Source organism: Streptococcus sp. DAT741 (assembly GCF_009866825.1).
Lineage (GTDB): Bacteria > Bacillota > Bacilli > Lactobacillales > Streptococcaceae > Streptococcus > Streptococcus ruminantium.
In genome coordinates, this window is record NZ_CP019557.1 from 1,306,851 (window position 1) to 1,326,448 (window position 19,598).

Below are 19,598 nucleotides of genomic sequence, written 5' to 3' on the forward strand. Positions count from 1 at the left end.
ATTCACGTTTGTAGTTAGCTTTGGTTGTCTTACCTTTACTCAAATCCTAAGAATTTCCAAGAACACAAGAACAATATCATTATCTAATCATATTGTCAAGCATTTTACTATTATTTAAGCCTTGAGAGTACAAAAGCTAGGGAGCCAATCTTTAGTAGCTCCAAAATGTTTTACTGTTACTTAAATCTTGAGAGTACAAAAACCGGCTTTGCGTCGTAGGTACGAGCTTATCAGTTTTACTGTTACTTAAATCTTGAGAGTACAAAAACAATTGATGATGGGATTGAGAGTTTGACAAGTTTTACTGTTACTTAAATCTTGAGAGTACAAAAACCGTAGGCTCTCTTGTTATTGGAAAAATTCAGTTTTACTGTTACTTAAATCTTGAGAGTACAAAAACGCACGTTCACAGTACATAGAACAGTCACAGGTTTTACTGTTACTTAAATCTTGAGAGTACAAAAACGAAGTCTTCTAACGATGTCGCATTCTTCAGGTTTTACTGTTACTTAAATCTTGAGAGTACAAAAACAAGTACACTTTCGATTGCGACGGGCGATGAGTTTTACTGTTACTTAAATCTTGAGAGTACAAAAACCTCAAATGATTTTTATACTCTCTTACTCCAAGTATAATCCCTATCAAAATACTTGTCAACTTTAGGTATTAAGATAATTTTCTTCCAAAACAGACAAGGAATATTTCTCAAATTTTGGCTTTGTATCATACTGATAAAGGGTATTTATGATCTTTAACGTCAGTAGATCTCTATATGACAGACTAACCACTTCGCTTATCTCAGAGCAAAACAAATAGGAGCTAACTTTTCTCAAAGAAGTCAAAAACTCTTGTTTGTCTAATGGATTATTGGAAGGATAAGAGACCTTATAGCGCTCATATAGAAATTCAAGTGCTGGATAATGCTCAATTTGATCTGCTAAAATATTCACCGTTTCAATCGTGCTTTCATTTAAGTATAGATATCCCTCTTGAGAAGGAAATATCATAACATGAAAATATGGATATTTTCGACAGAGCACTTCTAAGTGTTGAGCGATTCTTGTAAAAGAAGAATAGCCCAAATAATCATCCATATTTTTGAAAACAAGTAATATCGACTTAGTTTGTTTCTCAAGCAAATAATCCATCATTTGTAGTAGAAACCATAACTTATTTTCATTAGGAACAAACTCAAAAGCAATTGAATCAAGCTTTTTCTTAAAGTAGGGTACCAATTGTTTTGTCACTATTTGTTCAGGAGTAACGTCCATATTTCCAACTTCGTAACAAGTATCATCAATAACTAAATCAATATTTGCACTTACTTTTTGAGCAGTTTTTTGTAAATGATGGTTGATCGCTTCTAGTTCTTCCATTATCTCAATACATTGTATTTTAGAAGAAAGGTAAGAAAAACCAATTGTCCCCTTCTTGTAAGACATCTGCTCTACAATATCTCTCACATCTGAAATAGAAATGATTTGAAATGCATTTCGCTTCAAAACAGTCTCATCTAAAAAAATTTCAGGCTCAGCTTGTTGAAAAAGAGTTAAATCTTCCTCTCTATATTTTTTGCCATCAAGATACCAAATGAGTAACTGCCAGATATAATATTTTAATTCTTGATTTTGACCGACAATCTGAGTAAACTGACCAAAATGAATTGGAATCCTACCAAGGGTATGATGAGTAAAAAACAAATTCATATAATCACCAACTTCTTATCACTGACAGTTTCTTCTTGTTTTGTTTTACCACCTACTATCAACACCATCTCTGAAAATTGCTTTTCTGTAACAGCTAATAATCTGACATTTCCAGCTGGCAAATAACTTTGTTGTAATTTCTTATAAAATTTACTTGCAAAACTTCTATTGGGACAAGTCCGATAGTATACGGAAAATTGTAACATTTCAAAGCCGTTTGCAATCAATTCTTTCCGAAACAAACGATATTGTCTCTTCTCTTGAGCAGTTTCCATCGGTAAATCAAAAAAGCATAATAGTCTCATTGCATCGTACCTCATGACTTCTCCATTTCTAAACTTGAAACAATAGGACAGAAAAATTGACTGGTCTCTTTATCTTCTATACAGCGAATAAATCCTTTGACAAATTTGTCCATCGCTACCGTAACACTACAATTTTCTTTACCATATCTCACTTTAGCATTTAATAAATTTGTTAATCCTAAGCGGTGCTCATAGGTCAAAAAATCTGCTTCTCTTAAATGATAATATACCCACACATCAACAATTTGCCTAAAAGGCTCCATTAAATCATCGACTAAATTAAACTGATTATATTCGTTTTTATGAAAAATACCAATTAAAGCATTTAAGCCATAACCTCAACGATTCGGGCCAGTTGAGCTCTGAAGATAGCATAACCATAATTCAAACCAGCATTGATTGTATCTGTTTCTTGTTGGGTGAGACGAACAAATTTTTTCCCAAACAATTCATTAAAGTAAACCTTGGCTGCATGTCCCTCTCGATTCGTTTTATCTCCAAGCTCAATGTGATCTCTATAATCCGCTAATAATTGAATTGTTCCCAAATCTTTCTCTAACATCGCCAGAACATCCTGTTGATTCCCTATTTTGAAATAGGTTATAATCTGCCACAATCTGTCCTTCTGCTGCTGGGTCCAGGCTAATTGAGCCTGTAATTTTTTATAGGCTCTAAAATGTCCATTCTGTGAATGATAGATACCTGTAGGCAAATGTTGGTTATCACAGACTATCAGAGCAATATTATACTTGCTGAGTGTACTCAATAGGCGCAGCGTAACAACTGTATCACCTCCTTCAGCAACAATAATTGAAATATCACTTAATGGAACTGTAAACTCTTCTCCCTGTTTTTTTTATAACTAGATTATCTAACTTTAAATGCATTTTTTCACTCTGATGAATATGTACAATTCTCCAAGTCATTTTTACCTCCTATTGCATAACGAAAAGCACCCCATACGAAATGGGGTGCTTGATTTCGGCATGAAGCCTTATCTTTGTAGGCTCAGCAAGATTTAAGTAACAGTGTAAGGCGTCCCTTACACTCTAAGTTTACACTTTTTACTTAAAAAATGCAACCCCTTTTTTTACTTATTTTTAAAATTTAACTGAGGTTGATCTCCCTCTTGTTTTATAAAGTATTTAAATCCCAATACATCTGTTCGGACCTTATAGATTGAAATATTTTTCTTCCCTAATCCCTTGATACATCGCCCTATCTTATCCGCAACTCCTAAAGTGCTTAACAATTCTTGACCAGCATCAAACTTAGCTTTATCATATGGTTTTAATTCAACATAGTGCTTTTGATTAGGTAATGTTCTAGAAAGAAAGCGGAATAGTTGTTTCTCCTTGGTAGAACTATCACAAACAAGCAGCAAATCATTTTTATATAAGGTAAATTTAAACTTCGATTCTTCTGATATTCCTTCTTGAACTTTAATTATATTGTATTGTTCTTGCGTAATACCATAATCTCCCGTTCGTTTTTGGTACCTCAAATCAGAATATTTAAGACCTAACAACTCATATTTTCCACTCTCAGGATTGAAATAAACATCTCCTCTCCAAGGATATCGCGACTGCAATACAACCGCATTGCGACTATTTTCAGGAGTGATATTGATATGATTTCCAAGTTTATTATCATAATACTTCAAAGATTTTATTGCTGGTCCGTTTCCTTTACGACTGTATTTCTTGATATAGCCATTTTCCTTGTAATACCGCTCAAATGGATTTCCTACTTCCTTACCCTTATCATCAAATTCTCGATAATCACGTAAAATAATCTCAATAACTTTTTCCCAAGTGTCAGGATCTTTTTGATACATTAGGAAGGATGTTTTATCTTTATGATAGCGTCTTGAAAAAGCCTCATATCCAGCCTGCGTATAGATATCCTTGATTTTTCCAAGAACGTAGGTCTCCTCTATTTTATCTTTTCCAAGCTGAGCTTTACGGGTTGCATAGATTGTCGCATCAGAAAGTTTACGATTCACTTTTGAATCTATTTGATAAGAGAACAAAATCTCATCTTCAAAAGCTGGACTAGAAATTGTACGTACAAACCCTTGATAAGGTGGTTGATAAACAAGTTCTTTGTATTGTTCATCCGTCAACTCTAATATTTCACCGGTTTCTAAATCAATTTGTTGTCCCTTTTGGTAATCTATAAGAAGAGGATTTTCCTGTTTCTTCCAAAGCTTTAACTGACTAGACGCTGCAATAATCAATGCATCTATAGCATGATGATGATAGGTTTCTCGCGTCTTTTCAATTCCCCATTTTCGGCGCAATTGCGAAGTGAATTGCCCTCGAACAACTGAAACCTTAGTTGATTTTCCTGAAGTTTTATAATAGTCTTGCAAAGCATTTAATATGACTCTGGAAGCGTAGCGAGTATCTACTAAATTACGTTGAATAAACTTGCTCTTTACTTCAAAAACATCAATATCTTCCTCAAATATCAGGTATTCACGTTTCTTCTTCCCAAGCCCTCTACACTTATTGACATAATCCTTGAACTCACGATAGGACCATGCTGCTGTCGTACTTTGAAGATAGCGATAAGGCGTCCGTTGCCCTTTTTCTTGATTGGCTGTTGCAAGAACTAAAACCTTATTTGATAAACTATCATCAAAAGTGAGAGAAAGCGGCAGAATATGATCAATTTCGTACTGATTCTGATTGTGTATCAAATCATGTATTGAAATTGGTTGTCCCGTATAAATACATCTTTCTCCCTGCTGATACCACAATCGAATTTTTGTTGCAAGCTGCTTGTGTCCATGATAGAGATGATCTGGCAATTCTTTACCGTTACAGTAAAGCTCTGCAGCTCTTTTTATGGAATCTACTTTCTCTTTTGCATTTGCTTTTTGCCCATCTGCAATGCGTTTCTTTTCCTCATCTTCATTGCGATCACGAGGCATTTCTATCACAATTTGATCAAATTCACCCCACTTTTTCGTAGCTGCATTGATAATCTTAATCGTCTGACGAATAGACTTGGCGACAACCGGGTTATAAATTTCTTCCACCACTTCATCAACCTTGATAGTGTTGGTATTTCCTTTTTCTTCATCATTCTTCTGAAACTTGCCTAGTCGAGTCAGAATTGTCATCTGCTCCTCAGATGTAGCATACAACTCTGGAATGAGTTCCAGCATCATTTTTTGAGAAAGACTGTGCCAACCTCTTGCAAATAATTGACTTTTTGCTTTTCGGAAACTTGCCAACTCCTTAACTTGTTCATGATTGAATAAGTCTGGTAGTTGTCTATCTAACGCTTCTTGAATTCCTTCAAAATCTGTATTAAGAGTCAATATATCTGCCAGTACATCTAATTGCTCACGTGATAAGTCTTCAATATCTACCAGTGGTACAAGTCCCTTCATTGCTCGAAAAACTTCAAATGTATGCATATCTGGCTTATCTTTATTATCTAAACGATAGCCTTTTATGTCATCAACCTCACAGCCAACGAGCTTTGCTACCTGTTGCAATACTTTCTTTGCACCTAATGTAGTAGTATGTTTTGCATACTCAACTAAACATTCCTTCTGATCCTGACTTAATTTTTTAGTCTCAGTGGGAACGGTTAAATTATTTAAATCATTTAAAAAATTGAATTCCTGTGCCGTATAAGAAGCCTTTGAGGAACGGTATTGGTCTTCATAAAAGGTACATTTTCCAATCAAAATACCAAATAAATTTTCCAAAGTTGTTCCATCTGTTCGATAAACACCATAATCTGTCCTAGATTTTTCATTTCCTGGTCCAATATAATATTTTCTCTTTCCAGTAAGTAAATGAAGCATGTTATCACAGAAATCGTCTGAAATAAAAGTGTGGTATGCCTTCTGACATTCTAAAATTTGTTTGACTTCTTTTGCATAATCAGAAGTAGAAAATACATTGATAATTTGTTGCGGCTGCCCTTCATCATCTATTATTGTGAAGTTTCCACGTAGCTGACCGTATTTCTCCAAACGGTCCAACTGAATCTCCCCTGGCGTCTTATTATCTAGCAACTTTCTATTTCTCTCAATAGCTTTTGCGTAGTCTGTTTGCCCAGCTTCACCATCTGCTTCCGCATCATCAAGGTAGGAGATTCCTCTACGTTTCATGATATTTTTTAGTGCGATATACAATTCATCAACTGTCAATTTTTGGGAAAGTCCCTTTACACGGAGAATATAAGGATTTTCGGACGATAATTCTCCCTTCAACTCCACTTGGTAAGTCGCAAATAAATCTTCCAATCTTTTTATTCTATGTTTCTTCCTCCTCACTAGGCGACGGCTTTTACGAAAATCTCTCCGCTCTGCATTATTAGCTGCATTTGCTGAAGGAAAAATCCGAGAGCTAGCATGAACAACTTCTCCAGTCTGTGCCTCAATGATCCCAACCCCAACAGAAGCTATACCAATATCTAATCCTAAAATTTTACCGTTTGACATATAGCACCTACTTTCTTTTTGTATATCTCATAATTATTTTACAACTTTTATAGAGTATTTTCAATATCTATATTAGGTTTTTATCTCTCAGAGGTGATTTTTTTTGCCTTCCATGTTAAACTATAAATGCTATATCAACTAGAAAGAACCAACCTATGATGATTACCAAAGAATTTGATACTATCGCTGCTATTTCTACCCCACTCGGTGAGGGAGCCATCGGTATTGTTCGCCTGTCTGGAACAGATGCTTTTACGATTGCAAGCAAGGTTTTTAAAGGTAAGGATCTGGCGACAGTTCCTAGCCACACTTTAAACTATGGGCATATTATTGATCCAGCCAATGGTCAGGTACTAGACGAAGTTATGCTTGGAGTCATGCGTTCGCCACGTACCTTTACACGTGAAGATGTCATTGAAATCAATACCCATGGTGGAATTGCTATAACAAACGAAATCCTTCAACTCCTCATTCGACAAGGAGCTAGAATGGCTGAACCGGGTGAATTTACCAAGAGAGCCTTCCTAAATGGTCGAGTTGATTTAACACAAGCAGAAGCTGTCATGGACGTGATTCGAGCCAAAACTGACAAGGCTATGTACAATGCAGTTCGCCAGTTGGATGGCTCGCTCTCTCAACTTATCAACGATACTCGTCAAGAAATTCTAAATACCTTGGCTCAAGTCGAGGTGAATATTGACTATCCTGAGTATGATGATGTTGAAGAAGCAACTACAGAGCTAATCCGTGAAAAGACTCTCCAATTCCAGATGCTGTTGGAGCAACTTCTCAGTACTGCCCGTCGGGGAAAAATTTTACGCGAAGGAATTGCTACTGCTATTATTGGCCGACCCAATGTTGGTAAATCTAGTCTACTCAACAATCTCCTGCGTGAAGAAAAAGCCATCGTAACCAATATCGAAGGAACAACGCGTGACATCATCGAGGAATATGTGAATATCAACGGTGTTCCCCTCAAGCTAATTGACACAGCAGGTATCCGTGAAACAGATGACATTGTTGAACGAATTGGAGTCGAACGTTCCAAAAAAGCCCTTGAAGAAGCCGACCTCATCCTCCTTGTTCTTAATGCAGCCGAGCCGCTCACCGAGCAAGATAGAAAGCTGTTAGCCATCTCTAACCTAGCTAATCGCATCATTCTGCTCAACAAGACAGATCTAGAGGAAAAAATCGAAGCAGATCAATTACCAAATGATGTCATTCGCATCTCGGTTTTAAAGAATCAGAATATCACTCAAATCGAAGAAAAAATCAACCAGCTCTTCTTTGAAAATGCAGGTTTGGTGGAACAAGATGCCACTTATCTATCTAATTCTCGCCACATTTCCCTCATAGAACAGGCTGTTCAAAGCCTACAAGCTGTCAACGATGGATTAGAGATGGGAATGCCTGTTGACCTACTGCAAGTTGATTTAACCCGTTGTTGGCAAATTTTAGGAGAAATTACAGGTGATGCTGCTCCGGATGAACTCATCACCCAACTCTTTAGTCAATTCTGCCTCGGAAAATAAAAAGTATCACATCACTTTTAATTGATCAATAGCCAATTAAAGCCATTAGATATTTAAAAAAACAGAGACCGTTAGAAATCATCGAGTAGATCCATTTTCAATAACCAACCTCCCCCATCCATGAAAAAATAAGCAAGCCATCAACTTGCTTATTTTTCTTTTCATCAGCTATCTTAGTTTCCTTTATTCCTTATCCCCTAAATCAACACTTGGTACTGTAGTTGTAGCATCATTGCTTGCTTGAAATAGTTCAACTTTTTTATAACCAAATATATTGGCATAGATCGAAGTTGGAAAACGTCTGATTTTTTTATTATACGTTGTTGCTACTGCATTATAATCCTTACGAGCTACCAAGAGTCGATTTTCTGTCCCTTCAAGCTCAGTAATTAAATTAGATACCTGCTGATTGGCAGTTAGTTGCGGATAGTTTTCCGCCACCACCAAAAGTCTTGATACAGCGGAATCCAACTGACCTTGAGCCTGATTGTATTCTGCTGATCCCTGTTTACTGGAACCAATTTTGGCCCGAGCATCTGCAATGGCTATAAAAATCTTTTCTTCATGTTTCATGGCTCCTTTAACAGCAGAAACCACATTGGGAATCAAATCATACCGCCGTTGCAATTGGGTATTCACATTTGCTTGGGCATTTTCTACCTCTGCATAACTATCTACCAGACCATTGTACTGTCCGATCGCTCCCATTCCCAAAAATAGCAAAGCTAAAACTGGAATAAGGATAATCAACCATTTTTTATTCATTTCAAATCCTCTCATTATCATTCATACATCCGTCAGCTATTGACTTGATTTCGCTACCAAGTGGTGTGTACCAAATAGAACTACCAGCCTGAAGAAGCGCCGCCACCGCCACCACCCCCTCCAGACCAACTCCCTCCTCCGAAGTCAGAGGATGATGAGCTAGAAGAGTGATTATTTCTATAATGCTGATGGTCATTTACTAACATCCAAAGGAGACTTCCTGTTCCACCGCCACCACGGCCAGATTTATCTATGACCAACAAAATGATGGCCACGAAAATGACAACTAGAAAGATGCTAAAGCCATCGCCCTCCGAGCTATTGTGTTTCTCCAAAGCTGCTAGTTGATTTTTAGCGTCACTCGTTCCATAAAATCGATCACCGATGGACTGAACAATATAGGACACCCCACCGTTATAATCTTTCTGACGAAAAAATTCCCTAGCATTGTCCAGAATCTTCTTTGCCACAATATCTGGCAAAACTGTAGCGGCATTGTCTGATGTCTCTATACGAAATGCCCTATCAGCTATAGCAATAACCAGCAAAATGCCATTGTTTGTCCCAGAAAATCCAATCTGCCAACGTCGAAAGGTTTCATTAGCTAAACTTTCAATATCACTTGACAGCTGCTCTTTCATATAGACACCAACCTGCAAGCGTTGTTCGGTTGCCGCCCAACTTCGATTGAGTTGATCAATCGTTGCGATGGTTTCTGTAGACAGTAGTTTTGTCTCATCAACTACTGTAGTATCAATCGGTTTTTCAGGAATCAGATCGGCACTGACCAACTTGGGAGCAAAAGAAAAGCTTATAATCAAGATTATTAAATAACCGATAATATTATTTTCCCATTTTCTCATCAGAACACCTCCTTCGATGAACAAAGATAAGAAAAAATCTATTAACAATATACATACAATTATATCATATTATTTGTTTTCTAACAACATCTTTACAATTTTTTAAAAGCAATCTACTCTAGCCCTACCTGTCAGCGATGTAGCAATGGCTAAGTAACAAAGACAGTCTTTTTAATCCAGTTAATCAAAATAATCTAAAACAATATAAAACGTTTGATAAAAAGCCAAAAACCTTTCCTATCAATTCTATAACAATACACAGTTTTCAAAAAAGACGGGCGAACCCGTCTATGTCGTTTACTTGATTAACTCATAAATAGCTTCTGCATAAATAGCAGCCGCACGATAGAGTTGCTCTACTTCGATAAACTCATTGGCTTGATGCATCGTGTTCACATCACCAGGGAACATAGCACCGTAGGCAACACCACGTTTGAGCAAGCGTCCAAATGTTCCACCACCGATAACTTGTTCGTAACCTTTTAGTCCTGTATGTTTTTCATAGACAGATAGGAGGGTCGCAACCATTGAATCATCAATCGGGCAATAGTGTGGTGTATGTCCCTGCTCAGAAAGGCTAACAGCCTCTACCCCTAGTTTTTCCAAACCAGCCTTAATGGTTTCAGGATTGGTATTTTTAGGATAACGGAAATTGAGGGCAATGGTATTGTCAGATGAAGCCTCATCAAACTTGAAAACACCCGCATTCATGGAAAGAGCACCCATTTGCTCATCGGAAATAGCTACACCAAGTTTCTTGGCTTCATGATCTTCTAGAAGAGTATCACCTGCCAATTCCAGATAAGCTTTCGCAGCTCCATCAAAGGCAAACTGCCCGAGGAACTTAGCCAAATAAGTTGCTCCGTTAACACCTTCTTCTGGGGTTGAACCGTGGGCTGATTTTCCGATGACAGTTACTTGTACCCTGCCGTTATCAAGAGCTTCTGCGTCAGCTTTTAGACCGTATTCTTCTACAAAAGCTGCAAGTTTACTATCTAAATCGGTCAAGTCTCCAGAAATAATAGCTGTTGCAGACTCAGGCACCATATTCTCACGTAAACCGCCTGCAAAGCTATGCAATCTAGCAGCTCCGCTATTTTCTCCAGTAAAATGCAGATAAGCTGTGATGTTCCCTTTCTCACCATTGATAATCGGAAACTCAGCATCAGGTGAGAATCCAAAGTCTGGCAAAGGCAGTCCCACATGCTCAAAGTAATAATCCATGTCCGCCCAACCTGACTCTTCATCAGTACCCACAATAAAACGAACTTTCTTAGAAGTTGGCAAACCTAATTCTTTGATGATTTTCAAACCATAATAGCAAGCCATGGTCGGCCCCTTATCATCAGAAGAACCGCGAGCAAAGAGTTTTCCATCAATAATTTGAGGTTCGTAAGGGTCTGTATCCCAACCACTACCAGCAGGTACCACATCTAAGTGTCCAAAGATTCCGAGAACTTCATCTCCTTCACCAAATTCAAAATGCCCTGCATAATTGTCTACATTCGTTGTTGGATAACCGTCACGGTCTGCAATTTCAAGGAATTTATTCAAGGCATGAACTGGGCCAGGACCAAATGGATGTTTTGCATCTGCTTGACTATCGTCACGCTCAGAATTGATGCGCAAAAGATCAAACAAGTCTGCCATAAACTCGTCTTTTCGTTTGTCTACTTCTGTTCTAAAATTCACTGTCATGATTTCTCCTTTTAATATTAAAGTAAGTCCATTCTATCATAATTGAAAGAGATTTCATAGAAAAAGCAAAGATGAGGTTGCTAAGCACCTCAACCTCTATCTTTTTATGGATAAATTGGCAAGATAGTCTGTGCCAAATTGTGTCAAGCGATTACGACTATCTTTGGATTCATAGAAATCAATCATAGCAAAACCTGCCTTGAGTTGACCACCTATTTGCTCCTCCAGTGTGTGACTAAATTCATAGCCATATTTGGGATTGATCGCCAGTTCGCCTGCCGCCTCCAATCTTCGTGAGTTGAAAGGTAAGCTATATTTAGGCTCTAAAGGTTTGTCTAGGTCATCCCATACATCATCACCATCAAACACATAGATCCATGGATTCATATAACCGACCATCAGCAAACCACCTTTTTTCAAGACTCTATAGGACTCCTGCCACATATTTGTTAAATCTTCAATGTAGACGTTAGACACTGGGCAGAAAATAATATCAAAACTCTCATCTTCAAAAGGAAAGGGATTCGTCATATCTGCTTGGACCGCTTGTAAATCTATATTTTCTCGCTCTGCAACTAGCCTATCTTTGGCTAACTGCTCTTGTGAAAAGTCCATAATCGTTGTGTTATAGCCATGCGCAGCAAAAATAGGTCCCTGTTGTCCACCACCACAGGCCAACCCCAATAGCTTTTTACCTCGGGCTTTTTCAAACCATTCTAGCGGTACCATTTTCCCAACTGTTAAAGAAACTTCTAAGAAACTGTTTTTTACTCTTAGGAACTCTTCATGACTAATAGGTACTGTGTAGCTGTTTCCTTGCTTACTAGAAATCCGATCCCAACGGTCTTGGTTGTAACTTACGTAATCACTCATCTTATGTTCTTCTAACGAGGTTTGAGCAAATACAACCTTATCTTTTTTATTATTCATTTATTTTACATTCCTTACTATGCTTATTATAGCATTCGCTAGCAAAAAAAGCCACCTTCCCGTGACTTTCTCTGCTAGGTTAATACATTAAAATCCCAAATATCGTCCACCCAATCTTGATAAAAGTCAGGTTCATGACAAACCATGAGGATAGATCCTTTGTAATCCTGAAGAGCCCGTTTGAGTTCGTCCTTGGCATCCACATCTAGGTGGTTGGTCGGCTCATCAAGGACTAGGACATTGTTTTCTCGGTTCATCAACAGGCAAAAGCGAACCTTAGCCTGCTCACCACCTGAAAGAACTTGAATTTGACTTTCGATATGCTTAGAGGTCAGACCGCAACGGGCGAGAGCCGCACGAACTTCTGCCTGATTGAGAGCTGGGAAGGCATCCCAGATAGCTTCCAACGGTGTCTGTCGGTTTCCTCCTGCTACTTCTTGTTCAAAATAGCCAAGTTCAAGGTACTCACCGCGCTCAACTGAACCACCTAGTGGTGAGATAATTCCCAGTAAACTCTTGAGAAGAGTGGATTTCCCGATACCATTGGCACCAATAATAGCAATCTTCTGATTGCGTTCAAAGGTCAGATTGAGTGGCTTGCGATTTAGGACACGATCATAGCCGATTGCCAAATCTGTCGTCTGGAAAATAAAGCGACTTGGTGTACGAGCCATCTTGAAATCAAAGTTTGGTTTCGGTTTTTCAGCTTGAAGCTCAATGATCTCCATCTTGTCCAATTTCTTCTGACGAGACATGGCCATATTCCGAGTTGCAACACGAGCCTTGTTTCGATTTACGAAGTCTTGTAAGTCTGCAATTTCTTTTTGTTGACGTTCATAGGCAGCTTCCAACTGAGCTCGTTTCATCGCATGAACTTCTTGAAATTGGTAGTAATCCCCTGTATAACGAGTCAGGAGTTGATTTTCAACATGGTAGACAATGTTAATCACATCATTCAAGAATGGAATATCATGTGAAATCAAGACAAAGGCATTTTCGTAGTTTTGCAAGTAACGCTTGAGCCAGTCGATGTGTTCTGCATCCAGATAGTTGGTCGGCTCATCAAGCAGCAAGATGTCTGGTTTTTCCAAAAGCAACTTCGCTAGAAGAACCTTGGTTCGTTGTCCACCAGACAACTCAGTCACATCTGTATCCATACCATAATCCATCACACCAAGAGCACGCGCCACCTCATCAATTTTAGCATCCAAAATATAAAAGTCACGACTTTCCAAACGGTCTTGCAATTCACCTACCTCTTCCATGAGGTCATCTATATCTGCTCCTTCTTCTGCCATGGATAGATAAATATCATTGATACGGGCTTCTGTCTTAAATAGTTCATCAAAGGCAGTTCGCAAAACATCACGAACCGTTTGTCCTTTCTCCAATTTAGCGTGTTGATCCAAGTAACCCGCTGTCACGTAGCGAGACCATTCCACCTTACCTTCATCTGGTTGCAGCTGTCCTGTCACGATGGACATAAAGGTTGATTTCCCTTCTCCATTGGCACCGACAAGTCCAATATGCTCTCCCTTTAACAGACGGAAGGATACATTTTCAAAAATTGCTCGATCACCAAAACCGTGACTCAAATTCTTTACTTCTAAAATACTCATTTTATCTCCTCTAAAACACCAAAGAACTGGAGTCTAAGACTCCAGTTTAATTCTATGTTACTCAATGAAAAACAGTAATGAACCAATACATTCGTATATCAAAACAAGTTGACAGATTCAGCTATCAATTCTTGACAAACATTAGTCCAAACCAATTTCTGCACGCACCACATCTGCAATTGTATTAACATAGTAATCAACTTCGGCATCCGTTGGTGCTTCCGCCATGACTCGCAAGAGTGGCTCAGTACCACTCGGACGGACTAAAATGCGTCCATTTCCTGCCATTTCAGCTTCCATTTTCTCGATAATAGCTGCAACAGCAGGCACTTCCATCGACTTGTCCTTCATGCTATTTTCCACACGGATATTGACTAATTTTTGTGGATAGATAGTTACTTCTGCTGCTAATTCTGACAATGTTTTGCCTGTTTCTTGCATAATTTTTGTCAATTGCACAGCGGTTAGCTGTCCGTCACCTGTGGTGTTGTAATCCATAAGGATGACATGTCCTGACTGCTCACCACCAACATTGTAACCTTCCTTACGCATTTCTTCTACCACATAACGGTCGCCAACTGCGGTCACAGCTTTTTCAATCCCTTCACGATCTAAAGCCTTATGGAAACCAAGATTGGACATGACCGTTGTCACAATCGTATTTTTAGCCAAAAGCCCTCTATCAGCAAGGTACTTGCCAATGATATACATGATGCGATCGCCATCTACTAGATCTCCATTCTCATCAACTGCAATCAAACGGTCACTATCTCCGTCAAAGGCAAGACCGATTCGACTTCCCGTTTCCCTGACTAATTTTTGAAGCTGCTCCGGATGTGTTGAACCGACACCTTCGTTAATGTTGAGTCCATCTGGATTTTCAGCCATGACAGTCAAATCTGCGCCCAAGTCTGCAAAAACCTGACGAGCAGAGGTTGAGGCAGCACCATTTGCCGTATCAAGTGCAACCTTCATTCCTTCCAATTCTATACCCGCTGATACAAGGAATTGTTGATACTTGCGCAAACCTTCTGGGTATTCTACTACATCCCCTAACCCTTGAGCAGATGGGCGTGGAAGAGTATCTTCTTCTGCATCAAGAAGCCCTTCAATCTCCGCTTCCAAAGCATCATCCAATTTGAAACCATCACTGGCAAAAAACTTAATGCCATTATCCTGAGCTGGATTGTGGCTGGCAGAAATCATAACTCCTGCACTGGCTTTCTCTGTTTTTACCAAGTGGGCAACACCTGGTGTTGCCAAAACACCCAACCTATAAACATGAATTCCTACTGATAGGAGACCGGCAATCAAAGCAGCTTCCAACATCTGCCCTGAAATCCGTGTATCACGCGCTACAAAAACGCGAGGGACTTCCGTCTCATGCTGGCTAAGTACATAACCACCGAAACGTCCTAATTTAAACGCCAATTCCGGCGTTAATTCAATGTTCGCTTCTCCTCGAACACCATCTGTACCAAAATATTTACCCATCTTATTTCTTAACCCCTTATTTTGTTTTTGTAAGTGCAACTTGCATATTAACTTCTGTTTGTGAAAGAACAACCGGCAAGACATTACCATCTGCATCAACTGCGCGCAACTTAGCAACCCCACTATAGTCCTCAGACAAGTTGCTAACATCCATGGCTACGGCTTCAATACGGTCAATCTTAGCCATGGTCTCCTCATCAGTCGTCACCTTGACCGTATCTAAATTAACAGAAACCTTGGACAGACTATAGCCTTCTGCCAACTGATTGCTGTAGACTCGTCCTTCAACTGGAAAAGCCTTGCTCACTCGTTTACCAATCTTGACAGTGATGGTATCAGGCGCTAAAGTCGCACTCACTCCTGCTGGCAAATTGGCTAATTGGAGTTTAACTGTCTGCGTTCCAGCGCTTACCTTCTTTAGATTTGCAATAACTTGAAAAGTTCGAGTCAATTCTGCAGATTCTCGCTGCAACAGAACGCGATTGGAGCCACGCAACTCAACTGCTACTGTTGATGAAAAGCCTGAAATAAAATACTTGCTCGTATCGTAATCTATCTCAATCGGCACGTTATTCAAGGTATGCACATAGGTTTCTGATTCTTTATTTTTTGCTGATGATTCTGATGTTTTATAGTTGGTAGTTGTTGCATAGAAAAAGAGCAACAAAGCTAGAAAAACTGATAAGACTAAGTGGCCGACCGCCTTAAATTTATCGTGCATGTTTGCTTCCTCCCAATCGTTTCCAAATAGGCTGTTTGTCTGCATGTTCAGAAATAAAAGTGGAGCGCAATTCAGCTTCAAATTCTTCAAGCGTCAAATCATGCTTGAAGACTCCATTGTGAGCAATTGAGATGCTCCCTGTTTCTTCCGAAACGATAAAGACAAAGGCATCTGAGACTTCAGACAAGCCGATAGCTGCACGATGGCGAGTACCAAACTCCTTTGAGATTCCTGCACTTTCTGACAACGGCAAATAGGCACAGGCAACTGCTACCTTATCTTCTTTAACGATAACAGCACCATCGTGAAGCGGTGTATTGGGAATGAAAATGTTAATCAGTAATTCCCGTGACACATCCGCATTTAGAGGGATTCCTGTCGCCCTGTATTCTTGCAAGGTTCGTGCTCGTTCAACTGCTACAAGTGCTCCGATTTTCCGCGGTGACATGTAAGCCACCGATTTGAGAATGGCATCAATTAGCTTCTCTTCTGCACTCACAGTATTTGCGGTAAAAATCTGAGTTGTACGGCCAAGCTTTTCCAACATAGCGCGCAACTCTGGTGCAAAAATAACAACTGCCGCAATAACTCCGTAAGTTATGACTTGATTCATCAACCAAGCAATGGTCTGCAAGCCAAATAAACTAGCCACAATCTGAGCAATGATAAACAGAAAAACCCCACGAATCAAGGTCATAATTTTAGTGCCTGCAATAGCCTTACTAAAATTATAAATTAAATAAACAACAATGCCAATATCAATTAAGTGAAGTAAGGCGGTCCATGGACTAACAATCAGACTCGACCAATACCCCGCATCTAATAACTGGTTAAAGTTTAACATATCGTTCTCATACTTTCTAACTCATACATAGTAACGACTCCATTATACCATATTTTTTCCTATATTCTTTAGAAAACCATGACCATCCCATTAAAAAGATTACAGATTTACTGCGAAAATATGTCGAAGATCTGCATACTCTATTATAGAAAATCAAAAGGCTTTGTGTTAAAATAAGTCCATGAAAATAAATACATTACTAGGGATGATAGCAGGAAAAACTTCCCAATTTGTTTTAAGTAAACTCGGTCGTGGAACAACCTTGCCAGGAAAAATTGCTCTTGCATTCGATAAAGATATTCTAAACAGTTTGGCAAAGGATTATGAAATCGTTGTTATCACTGGCACAAATGGTAAAACTTTGACAACTGCGCTAACAGTCGGTATTCTTCAGGAGGCTTTTGGGGAAATTACCACTAACACCAGTGGAGCCAATATGATTACAGGGATTACGGCTACCTTTTTGTCTGCCCCCAAAAATAAAAATGGCAAAAAAATTGCTGTGTTGGAAATTGATGAAGCCAGTCTTACAAGAGTGACTGACTTTATCAAGCCAAGCCTGATTGTATTCACTAATATCTTTCGCGATCAGATGGATCGTTACGGTGAGATTTATACGACTTACCAGATGATCTTAGATGGAGCTGCAAAGGTACCGACCGCCACTATTTTAGCTAACGGTGACAGTCCGCTTTTCAACTCAACGGCAGTCATCAATCCAGTCAAATACTACGGTTTTGCGACAGAAGAACATGAGCCTCGCTTGGCCCATTACAATACCGAAGGTGTACTCTGTCCACATTGCCATCAAATTATTCGGTATAAGCTCAATACCTATGCAAATCTTGGAAGTTATACTTGTAGCAATTGTGAATTTAGCAGACCTGAATTAGATTATAAGCTGACCAAGCTCAAAGAAATCACCAATACTTCTTCTTCCTTTGTTATTGATGATCAAGACTATAGAATCAATATCGGTGGTCTCTACAATATTTACAACGCTCTTGCAGCAGTCAGTGTCGCAGAGTTCTTTGGGGTTCCATCTGAGAAAATTAAAGCTGGCTTTGACAAGAGTAAGGCGGTTTTTGGTCGTCAAGAGACCTTCAAACTAGGCAACAAGGACTGTACCCTCGTCCTCATTAAGAATCCGGTCGGTGCAACTCAGGCTATGGAGATGATAAAGTTAGCTCCTTATGAATTTAGCTTGTCTGTTCTTCTCAATGCTCATTATGCTGATGGTATTGATACTAGCTGGATATGGGATGCCGATTTTGAGCAGATTTCACAGATGAAGATTCCTCAAATTTTTGCAGGCGGAGTTCGTTCTTCAGAGATTGCTCGCCGTCTCCGCGTCACTGGTTATCCAGAAGATCAGATTGTTGAGAAGTCAAAATTGGAAGACATCATCAACTTGATTGAACACTCCAGCAGTCAACATGCTTACATACTAGCGACCTACACTGCCATGTTGGAATTCCGTGACTTACTAGCCCAGCGCCAAGCTGTTGGAAAGGAAATGAAATAATGGTTTATACTTCATTAAAAAGTCCCGATAGAGACTATCCTTACAAGCTCTATATTGCTCATCTCTACGGAGACTTGATGAATACTTACGGTGATAATGGCAATATCCTTATGCTCAAATATGTAGCAGAAAAGCTAGGAGCTCGTGTTCAGGTTGACATCGTCTCTCTGAAAGATGGCTTTGATAAAGAATTCTATGATATTGTCTTTTTCGGTGGTGGTCAAGACTATGAGCAATCTGTTCTAGCCAAGGATTTACCAACCAAGAAAGAAAGTCTAGCAGATTTCATCGAAAACGAAGGCGTTATGTTAGCTATCTGCGGTGGTTTCCAATTACTCGGACAATACTATATCGAGGCTAGTGGACGTAAAATTGAGGGCTTGGGAATTTTGGGACACTACACTCTCAATCAGACTAATAATCGCTATATTGGCGACATCAAAATCCATAATGATGAATTTGATGAAACCTACTATGGATTTGAAAACCATCAAGGGCGCACTTTTCTAGCGGATGACCAAAAACCACTGGGTAGGGTTATCTATGGAAATGGTAATAATAAGGAAGATGGCGGCGAAGGAATGCACTACAAAAACACCTTTGGCAGCTATTTTCACGGTCCCATACTCTCACGTAATGCCAATCTAGCTTATCGCTTGGTCACAACAGCCCTTCGGAAAAAATACGGACAAGCTATTCCACTTGCAAACTACGTAGACATTCTCAGTAAAGAAGTTGCAGAAGAATATAGCGATGTGAAGAGCAAGGCAGAGTTTGAGAGATGAGGTTTCAGGAAAAACAAACTCATGCTTTGCGCAAATTAAACAGTTCTTGTAGATCTTTTCAATCTGTCATTTGACAACTAGAGATGACCAAGCACCACAACTAGTTTCCGAAACATGGATCATCTATCTTTTAAGATTGTTACTTGATGAGGAAACATTCCCAAAAACGTCTAAAGTTTAAACTTTGGACGTTTTTTCAATAAATACTTGCACAGTAAACCAGATTGATTCTACACCTACCTACTAACACCATACCTATGCCTTGCACTACGACAAGCTCACCCCATTTGACAACTCAGAAAAATAAAGAACAGTTAGAAGGAACACCTTCTGTTAAAAATTT

The 19,598-nt window shown here is 39.1% G+C and carries 14 protein-coding genes, 1 pseudogene and 1 CRISPR repeat array; of the genes and pseudogenes, 3 read left to right on the plus strand and 12 right to left on the minus strand.

Features of this window, described 5'->3' with window-relative positions; translation table 11 throughout:
* Positions 1 to 101 precede the first annotated feature (101 nt).
* Positions 102 to 598: direct repeats of the CRISPR family, unit length 36 nt; unit sequence GTTTTACTGTTACTTAAATCTTGAGAGTACAAAAAC.
* A 61-nt stretch (positions 599 to 659) separates the two neighbouring features.
* The 4 genes and pseudogenes from csn2-St to cas9 form a co-directional block, all read right to left on the minus strand.
* Positions 660 to 1,706 (minus strand): CRISPR-associated protein Csn2-St, encoded by a 1,047-nt coding sequence (csn2-St, locus tag BZG42_RS06185; protein ID WP_155964831.1) that lies wholly within the window; start codon positions 1,704 to 1,706, stop codon positions 660 to 662.
* On the minus strand, positions 1,703 to 2,026 hold the full coding sequence (gene cas2 / locus BZG42_RS06190) for a CRISPR-associated endonuclease Cas2 (protein ID WP_024531942.1): 324 nt from the start codon (positions 2,024 to 2,026) through the stop codon (positions 1,703 to 1,705). The genes csn2-St and cas2 overlap by 4 nt, the downstream gene beginning before the upstream one ends.
* Positions 2,023 to 2,937, minus strand: a pseudogene (gene cas1, locus BZG42_RS06195) (type II CRISPR-associated endonuclease Cas1). Before cas1 ends, cas2 begins: the two are co-directional and overlap by 4 nt.
* A 164-nt stretch (positions 2,938 to 3,101) precedes the next feature.
* Positions 3,102 to 6,479 carry a type II CRISPR RNA-guided endonuclease Cas9 gene (cas9, locus tag BZG42_RS06200; RefSeq protein ID WP_155995950.1) on the minus strand — a complete coding sequence of 1,126 codons (3,378 nt, stop codon included), beginning with the start codon at positions 6,477 to 6,479 and terminating at the stop codon, positions 3,102 to 3,104.
* Between the two features lie 158 nt (positions 6,480 to 6,637).
* Here cas9 and mnmE point away from each other — a divergent pair, with 158 nt between their 5' ends.
* The gene (gene mnmE / locus BZG42_RS06205; RefSeq protein ID WP_024531939.1) at positions 6,638 to 8,011 is read left to right on the plus strand and encodes a tRNA uridine-5-carboxymethylaminomethyl(34) synthesis GTPase MnmE; all 1,374 of its coding nucleotides are present in this window, start codon (positions 6,638 to 6,640) and stop codon (positions 8,009 to 8,011) included.
* Between the two features lie 183 nt (positions 8,012 to 8,194).
* On the opposite strand, the gene BZG42_RS06210 is transcribed toward mnmE, so the two are convergent.
* The 8 genes from BZG42_RS06210 to cdaA form a co-directional block, all read right to left on the minus strand.
* Positions 8,195 to 8,776: a LemA family protein gene (locus tag BZG42_RS06210; RefSeq protein ID WP_120171881.1), complete on the minus strand. Its 582-nt coding sequence runs from the start codon at positions 8,774 to 8,776 to the stop codon at positions 8,195 to 8,197.
* A gap of 80 nt (positions 8,777 to 8,856) precedes the next feature.
* Positions 8,857 to 9,639: a TPM domain-containing protein gene (locus BZG42_RS06215; RefSeq protein ID WP_155995952.1), complete on the minus strand. Its 783-nt coding sequence runs from the start codon at positions 9,637 to 9,639 to the stop codon at positions 8,857 to 8,859.
* 297 nt (positions 9,640 to 9,936) lie between these two features.
* Positions 9,937 to 11,337: a dipeptidase PepV gene (gene pepV / locus BZG42_RS06220; protein WP_155995954.1), complete on the minus strand. Its 1,401-nt coding sequence runs from the start codon at positions 11,335 to 11,337 to the stop codon at positions 9,937 to 9,939.
* Between the two features lie 96 nt (positions 11,338 to 11,433).
* Positions 11,434 to 12,210, minus strand: a complete 777-nt coding sequence (locus BZG42_RS06225) for a class I SAM-dependent methyltransferase (protein WP_120172486.1) — start codon at positions 12,208 to 12,210, stop codon at positions 11,434 to 11,436.
* A 131-nt stretch (positions 12,211 to 12,341) separates the two neighbouring features.
* The gene (locus tag BZG42_RS06230) at positions 12,342 to 13,886 is read right to left on the minus strand and encodes an ABC-F family ATP-binding cassette domain-containing protein (protein WP_155995956.1); all 1,545 of its coding nucleotides are present in this window, start codon (positions 13,884 to 13,886) and stop codon (positions 12,342 to 12,344) included.
* A 141-nt stretch (positions 13,887 to 14,027) separates the two neighbouring features.
* Positions 14,028 to 15,380, minus strand: coding sequence for a phosphoglucosamine mutase (gene glmM / locus BZG42_RS06235; RefSeq protein WP_155995958.1), 1,353 nt, complete (start codon positions 15,378 to 15,380; stop codon positions 14,028 to 14,030).
* Positions 15,381 to 15,396: 16 nt separating this feature from the next.
* A complete protein-coding gene (locus BZG42_RS06240; RefSeq protein ID WP_024531932.1) occupies positions 15,397 to 16,101 on the minus strand; it encodes a CdaR family protein in 705 nt (234 codons plus the stop codon).
* Positions 16,091 to 16,945 (minus strand): diadenylate cyclase CdaA, encoded by an 855-nt coding sequence (cdaA, locus tag BZG42_RS06245; RefSeq protein ID WP_024531931.1) that lies wholly within the window; start codon positions 16,943 to 16,945, stop codon positions 16,091 to 16,093. Before cdaA ends, BZG42_RS06240 begins: the two co-directional genes overlap by 11 nt.
* A 181-nt stretch (positions 16,946 to 17,126) precedes the next feature.
* On the opposite strand from cdaA, the gene murT reads away from it, so the two are divergent.
* Positions 17,127 to 18,470, plus strand: coding sequence for a lipid II isoglutaminyl synthase subunit MurT (murT, locus tag BZG42_RS06250; protein ID WP_155995960.1), 1,344 nt, complete (start codon positions 17,127 to 17,129; stop codon positions 18,468 to 18,470).
* Complete coding sequence (gene gatD, locus BZG42_RS06255; RefSeq protein WP_120171886.1) at positions 18,470 to 19,255, plus strand: lipid II isoglutaminyl synthase subunit GatD; 786 nt, start codon at positions 18,470 to 18,472, stop codon at positions 19,253 to 19,255. The genes murT and gatD overlap by 1 nt, the downstream gene beginning before the upstream one ends.
* The last annotated feature ends 343 nt before the right edge of the window (positions 19,256 to 19,598 follow it).